Annotated in this window: 6 protein-coding genes; 4 read left to right on the forward strand and 2 right to left on the reverse strand. The window is 76.7% G+C overall.

What is annotated here, in order from left to right:
• Window positions 1-537: class F sortase (locus tag ABD317_RS32755; RefSeq protein WP_344294813.1), on the forward strand; the 537-nt coding region annotated here is incomplete at its 5' end.
• Window positions 538-595: 58 nt separating this feature from the next.
• Here the strand turns inward: ABD317_RS32755 and ABD317_RS32760 are convergent.
• Window positions 596-1,966 (reverse strand): dipeptidase, encoded by a 1,371-nt coding sequence (locus ABD317_RS32760; protein ID WP_344294815.1) that lies wholly within the window; start codon window positions 1,964-1,966, stop codon window positions 596-598.
• A 156-nt stretch (window positions 1,967-2,122) separates the two neighbouring features.
• Here ABD317_RS32760 and ABD317_RS32765 point away from each other — a divergent pair, with 156 nt between their 5' ends.
• Window positions 2,123-3,496, forward strand: a complete 1,374-nt coding sequence (locus ABD317_RS32765; RefSeq protein WP_344294817.1) for a geranylgeranyl reductase family protein — start codon at window positions 2,123-2,125, stop codon at window positions 3,494-3,496.
• Here the strand turns inward: ABD317_RS32765 and ABD317_RS32770 are convergent.
• Window positions 3,480-3,611 (reverse strand): hypothetical protein, encoded by a 132-nt coding sequence (locus tag ABD317_RS32770; RefSeq protein WP_344294819.1) that lies wholly within the window; start codon window positions 3,609-3,611, stop codon window positions 3,480-3,482. The two genes, ABD317_RS32765 and ABD317_RS32770, sit on opposite strands and share 17 nt — an antisense overlap.
• Window positions 3,612-3,741: 130 nt before the next feature.
• Between ABD317_RS32770 and ABD317_RS32775 the strand changes: the two genes are divergently transcribed.
• Both ABD317_RS32775 and ABD317_RS32780 read left to right on the forward strand, forming a co-directional pair.
• Window positions 3,742-5,100, forward strand: coding sequence for a sensor histidine kinase (locus ABD317_RS32775; protein ID WP_344294821.1), 1,359 nt, complete (start codon window positions 3,742-3,744; stop codon window positions 5,098-5,100).
• Window positions 5,097-5,762, forward strand: a complete 666-nt coding sequence (locus ABD317_RS32780) for a response regulator (protein ID WP_344294823.1) — start codon at window positions 5,097-5,099, stop codon at window positions 5,760-5,762. The genes ABD317_RS32775 and ABD317_RS32780 overlap by 4 nt, the downstream gene beginning before the upstream one ends.
• Window positions 5,763-5,833: the final 71 nt, after the last annotated feature.

Here is a 5,833-nt window from a genome sequence, read left to right on the forward strand (position 1 = left end):
GGCTTCGGCCCGCCCCAGCCCTCGGCCGAGGTCGCGGCCGCCGGCGGCGGGCCGCCCGCGCACCCGCCGCTGCCGACGTCGCCGCCCACCGTGATCCGCATCCCCGGCATCGGCGTCGACGCGCCGCTGACCGACGTCGGGCTGGACTCCGACGGCTGGCTCGCGGCCCCGCCCGCGGGCGTGCGCAACCTCGCCGGCTGGTACCGGGACGCCGCCACCCCCGGCGCCGCGGGCACCGCCGTGATGACCGGGCACGTCGACGACGCGGCCGGGCCCGCCGTCTTCTACCGCCTCGGCGGACTGGAGCGCGGCGAGGTGGTCAAGGTGGACCGCAAGGACGGCCGCACGGCGGTGTTCACCGTCTACGCCGTCGAGGTCTTCGACGCCGACGACTTCCCCGACGAGCGCGTCTACGGCGACACCGACCGCGCCGAGCTGCGCGTGCTCACCTGCGGCGGCGACTACCGCGACGACGGGGCCGACCCCGGCTACGAGGGCAACGTCGTCGTCTTCGCCCGGCTCACGGACGTCGTCTGACGGCCCGGCGCCCGGCCGTTCCGGCCGTCCGCCGCCCCGCCGGCGGGCGCCCGCGGGCTCAGCCGGCGTGCCCCTCCGCGTACCCGCGCAGGAACAGCGCCTCCGCGAACGACAGCCGCTCCAGCTCCTCCGGCGACACGCTCTCGTTCACCGCGTGGATCTGCGCCGCGGGCTCGGAGAGCCCGATCAGCAGGATCTCCGCCCGCGGGTACAGCCCGGCGAGGGTGTTGCACAGCGGGATCGTGCCGCCCTGCCCCGCCACCTGCATCTCCTCGCCCGGGTACGCCGCGCGCATCGCCTCCGCCATCGCGCGGTACGCGGGGCTGGTGACGTCGGCGCGGAACGGCTGGCCGTCGCCGTACGGCTCGGTGGTCACCCGTGCGCCCCACGGCGCGTGCGACTCGAAGTGCGCGGTCAGCCGCTCCGTCGCCTCGTCCGCGTCGTGGCCCGGCGGCAGCCGCAGGCTCACCAGGGCCGCGGCGGAGGCCTGCACCGACGGCGTGGCCTCGGCCACCGACGGGACGTCCATGCCGATCACCGTGACCGCCGGCCCCGCCCACACGCGGTCCGCCACGCTGCCCGCGCCGATCAGCTCCACGCCGTCCAGCACCTTCGCGTCCCGGCGGAAGTCCTCCTCCGGGTACGCCAGACCGTCCCACCGGGAGCCGGCCGCCAGGCCGTCCACCGTGGTCGAGCCGTCGGGGCCGCGCAGCGAGTCGAGGATCCGGATGAGCGCGGCGAGGGCGTCCGGGGCGGCGCCGCCGAACTGGCCCGAGTGCAGGTTCCCCGCCAGCGTGTCCACCTGCACCCGCAACATCGTCATGCCGCGCAGCGTGGCCGTGACCGTGGGCAGCCCGGCGCGGAAGTTGCCCACGTCCCCGATCACGACCGCGTCGGCGGCCAGCAGCTCCGGGTGCTGCTCGGCGTACCGCTGCAGGCCGCCGGTGCCCTGCTCCTCCGAGCCCTCCACGACGACCTTGACCGAGACCGGCACGCCGCCGTGCTCGCGCAGCGCGCGCAGCGCGGTCAGGTGCATCAGGATGCCGCCCTTGCAGTCCGCGGCGCCCCGCCCGTACCAGCGGCCGTCGCGCTCGGTCAGCTCGAACGGCGGGCTGAGCCACGCCGACTCGTCGAGCGGCGGCTGGACGTCGTAGTGGGCGTAGAGCAGCACCGTGGGGGCGCCCGCCGGGCCGGGCAGGAACCCGTACACCGAGCGCGTCCCGTCCGGGGTGTCGAGCAGCCGCACGTCCGTGAAGCCCTCGGCGGTCAGCGCGTCCTCGACCCAGCCGGCGGCGGCGTCGGACTCCGACGCCGGGAAGCGCTCCGGGTCGATGAGGGCGACCGAGCGGAAGGAGACCAGCTCGGCCAGTTCGGTACGGGCGCGCGGCAGCAGGCCGGCGACGGTGCCGGCGAGCCGTTCGGTGTCCATGGGAACGCTCCTCGGGCGAACTGCGTTGTGTCCTGCGGTGTCGGGTCCCGGAATCGGGGCGGGCGGTGACGATCATCGCACAGGGGTGCGTCGTTCTAGGATGCGGCAGGTGGCGGCCCCCGTGCGGGCGGCCGGAAACAGGAGCAGAGAGCCAACGTGACCAGCGAGAACGAGGCGGACAACGCGGCGGGCGAGACGGCGGACGGCCGCTCGCCCGGCGGTACGCACGACAGCGCGCACGACGGTGCGCGGAACGGGACGCGTCCCGCGGCACGGGACGGCGTACCGGACGCGGCGCCGGCCGGCGCGCCCGGCGCCGAGGGCCGCGGGGACCCGGGGGTCTGGGACGTCGTCGTGGTCGGCGCCGGTCCGGCCGGGGCCTGCGCGGCGTACGCCGCCGCCGGCCAGGGCCGGCGCGTCCTGCTGCTGGAGCGCTCCGCACTGCCCCGCTACAAGACCTGCGGCGGCGGCATCATCGGCCTGTCCCGCGAGGCGCTCCCCGACGGCGTCGAACTGCCGCTGCGCGACCGCGTGAACGCCGTGACGTTCACCATGCGCGGCCGGCTCGGCCGCACCCGGCGCTCCCGCCGCACGCTGTTCGGCCTCGTCAACCGCGCCGAGCTGGACGCCCGGCTGGCCGAGGCGGCCCAGCGCGCGGGCGCGCGGCTGCGCACCGGCGTCTCCGTCGCCCGCGTCGAGCAGCACGGCCCCGACGTGCCGGACCGGCGCACGGTGGCCGTGCACCTGGCGGACGGTGAGAAGGTGCTGGCCCGCGCGGTGGTCGGCGCGGACGGCAGCGCGGGGCGGACCAGCGGGCACGTCGGGGTGGAGCTGGAGCAGGTGGACCTGGGTCTGGAGGCGGAGATCCCGGTGCCGCCGGAGGTCGCCGACGACTGGCGCGGCCGGGTGCTGATCGACTGGGGTCCGCTGCCCGGGAGTTACGGGTGGGTCTTCCCCAAGGGCGACACCCTGACCGTCGGCGTGATCTCCGCCCGCGGCGACGGCGCCGCGACCAAGCGGTACCTGGAGGACTTCACCGCCCGGCTGGGCCTGGCGGGCTTCGAGCCGAGCCTGTCGTCCGGACACCTCACCCGCTGCCGCGCCCACAACTCGCCGCTGTCCCGCGGCCGGGTCGTGGTCTGCGGCGACGCCGCCGGGCTGCTGGAGCCGTGGACCCGCGAGGGCATCTCGTACGCGCTGCGCTCCGGCCGGCTCGCGGGGGAGTGGGCGGTGCGGATCGCGGAGGCGCAGGACGCCGTGGACGCGCGGCGCCAGGCGCTCAACTACGCCTTCGCCGTCAAGGCCGGCCTCGGCGTCGAGATGGCCGTCGGGCGCCGCATGCTGGCGGCCTTCGAGCAGCACCCCGCGGTGTTCCACGCGGCGCTGACCGGGTTCCGGCCGGCGTGGCACATGTTCACGAGGATCACGCAGGGGTCGACGACGCTCGGCGAGATCGTACGCACCCACCCGGTGGCGCACCGGGCGCTGTCGCTGCTCGACCGGAAGGGCGCGCTCAACGGGTCTCGGTGAGGCGGACGACCGGGTGGCCGGGGGCGGCGGCGGGCAGCTCCTCGTCGGAGGAGCCGGCCGTCGCGCCCTGGAAGTACCGGTTGACCGGGCCGCCGCGGACCCGAGCCGGGGGCATCGGCCTCCGCACCCCCGCCGCCTGCAACCACCGGCCCCACGCGCGCTGAGCAGGTACTCCACCGGGAGTACGCCGGGTGTCCGCCCACGGCTGACGCCCGCGGGCACCGCCGCCGGTTAGCGTTTCAGCCATGCGACGCGGAGGACACCCCCGGTGGGGCCGGGACGACGGGGCCGGCGGCCGGCCAGGGCCGCGGCCGCCGTTCGGCGGGCCGCCCACCTCCGGCGGCCCCGGCGACGGCCTGGCGGACGACCCGGACGACCCCGGCGGCGGGCCGCTGCCCGGCCTGCTGCGCTGGCTGCCCAGCCGCGACCGGCTGCCTTGGCGCTCCACCCTCTTCCTGACGTTCTTTATGATCGTCGGTACGCGCGGCGCCTCCCACTCCTCCGACCGCGCCGACGACTTCCCCGGCACCCTCGGCTTCCTCCTCGCCGCCGCCGTCCTCCTGCTGCTGCGGCACCGCTATCCGCGCACCGCCGCCTTCGGCACCGTCGCCGTCTGCCTCGGCTACGCGGCCGCGGGCCTCCCGTACGGGCCGATCTTCATCAGCGCCGCCGTCGCCTGCTTCGCCGCGATCTCGATGGGGGAGCGGCGCGCCGTCTGGGCGGCGCTCGCGCTGCTCTTCGCCGGGCACGTCGCGTTCACCTCCCTCCTCTACCGCTGGCTGCCGCCCGACGACGACGGCGCCGGCCCCTGGGGCCGGGCGCTGTTCGTCGCCGCCTGGGTGCTGGCGGTTGCCGCGGGCGGCGAGCTGATGCGTACGCGCCGCGAGCAGTGGGCCGCCGCACGGGCCGAGCGTGAGCAGGCCAAACGCCGCCGCGCCGACGAGGAGCGGCTGCGCATCGCCCGTGAGCTGCACGACGTGCTGGCGCACAGCATCTCCGTGATCAACATCCAGGCCGGCGTCGGTCTCGCGCTCCTCGACCAGCAGCCCGAGAAGGCCCGCGAGGCGCTGACCACCATCAAGTCCGCCAGCAAGGAGGCGCTCGGCGAGGTGCGCCAGGTGCTCGACACCCTGCGCACCCCCGGCGGCGCCCCCCGCTCGCCGGCCCCCGGCCTCGACCGGCTCGGCGAGCTGACGGAGCAGGCCGCCGCGGCCGGTCTCGCCGTGGACGTCGCGGTCGACGGCGCGCGGGAGCCGCTGCCGCCGGGCACCGAACTGGCCGCGTTCCGCATCATCCAGGAGGCGCTGACCAACGTCGTGCGCCACTCCGGCTCGCGCACCGCCCGCGTCCTGGTCCGCTACGCCCCGGCCGGGCTGGAGCTGCAGATCGACGACGACGGGCCGGCCACCGCGGGCGGCCTCACCGGCGGCGGCAACGGCCTGGTCGGCATGCGCGAGCGCGCCGCCGCGCTCGGCGGCACGGTCGAGGCGGGCACCCGTCCCGACGGCGGCTTCCGGGTGCGGGCCCGGATCCCGCTGCGGGCGGATACGGTGAACGCCGGCCGCGGGGACCGCGACCGCGACACCCTTGAGGAGGGCCAGTGATCCGCGTGCTGCTCGCCGATGACCAGGTGCTGGTACGGGCCGGCTTCAGCGCCCTCCTCGACGCCCAGGAGGACGTCGAGGTGTGCGGCGAGGCGGCCGACGGCGAGGAGGCCGTGGCCCTGGTGCGCGAACGGCGCCCCGACGTCGTCCTCATGGACATCCGCATGCCGGCCCTCGACGGCCTGGCGGCCACCCGCCGGATCACCGGCGACGCCGGCCTGGCGGACGTGAAGGTCGTCATGCTCACCACCTTCGAGCTGGACGAGTACGTCTTCGAGGCCATCCGCTCCGGCGCCTCCGGCTTCCTGGTCAAGGACACCGAGCCGGAGGAGCTGGTGCGCGCGGTGCGGGCCGTGGTCGAGGGCGACGCGCTGCTCTCCCCGGGGGTCACCCGCCGGCTGATCTCCGAGTTCGCCGCCCGCTCCAAGGAGCCGGCGGCGGCAGCGGCGCTGGACGAGCTGACCGAGCGGGAGCGGGAGGTCATGGCGCTGGTCGGCATGGGCCTGTCCAACGAGGAGATCGCCCGCCGGCTGGTGGTCAGCCCGCTGACCACCAAGACGCACGTCAGCCGCACCATGGTGAAGCTGGGCGTACGCGACCGGGCGCAACTGGTGGTGCAGGCCTACGAGTCGGGGCTGGTCCGCCCCGGCTGGCTCGGCTGAGCGGCGCCCGCCCGGACGCCGCCCCCCCGGCAGTCCCCCGGCCGTCCCCGCCGTCCCCGGCCCGGTGCCGG

Origin of the sequence: Streptomyces synnematoformans (assembly GCF_039531005.1) — a bacterium.
In the GTDB taxonomy this organism is placed as follows: domain Bacteria; phylum Actinomycetota; class Actinomycetes; order Streptomycetales; family Streptomycetaceae; genus Streptomyces; species Streptomyces synnematoformans.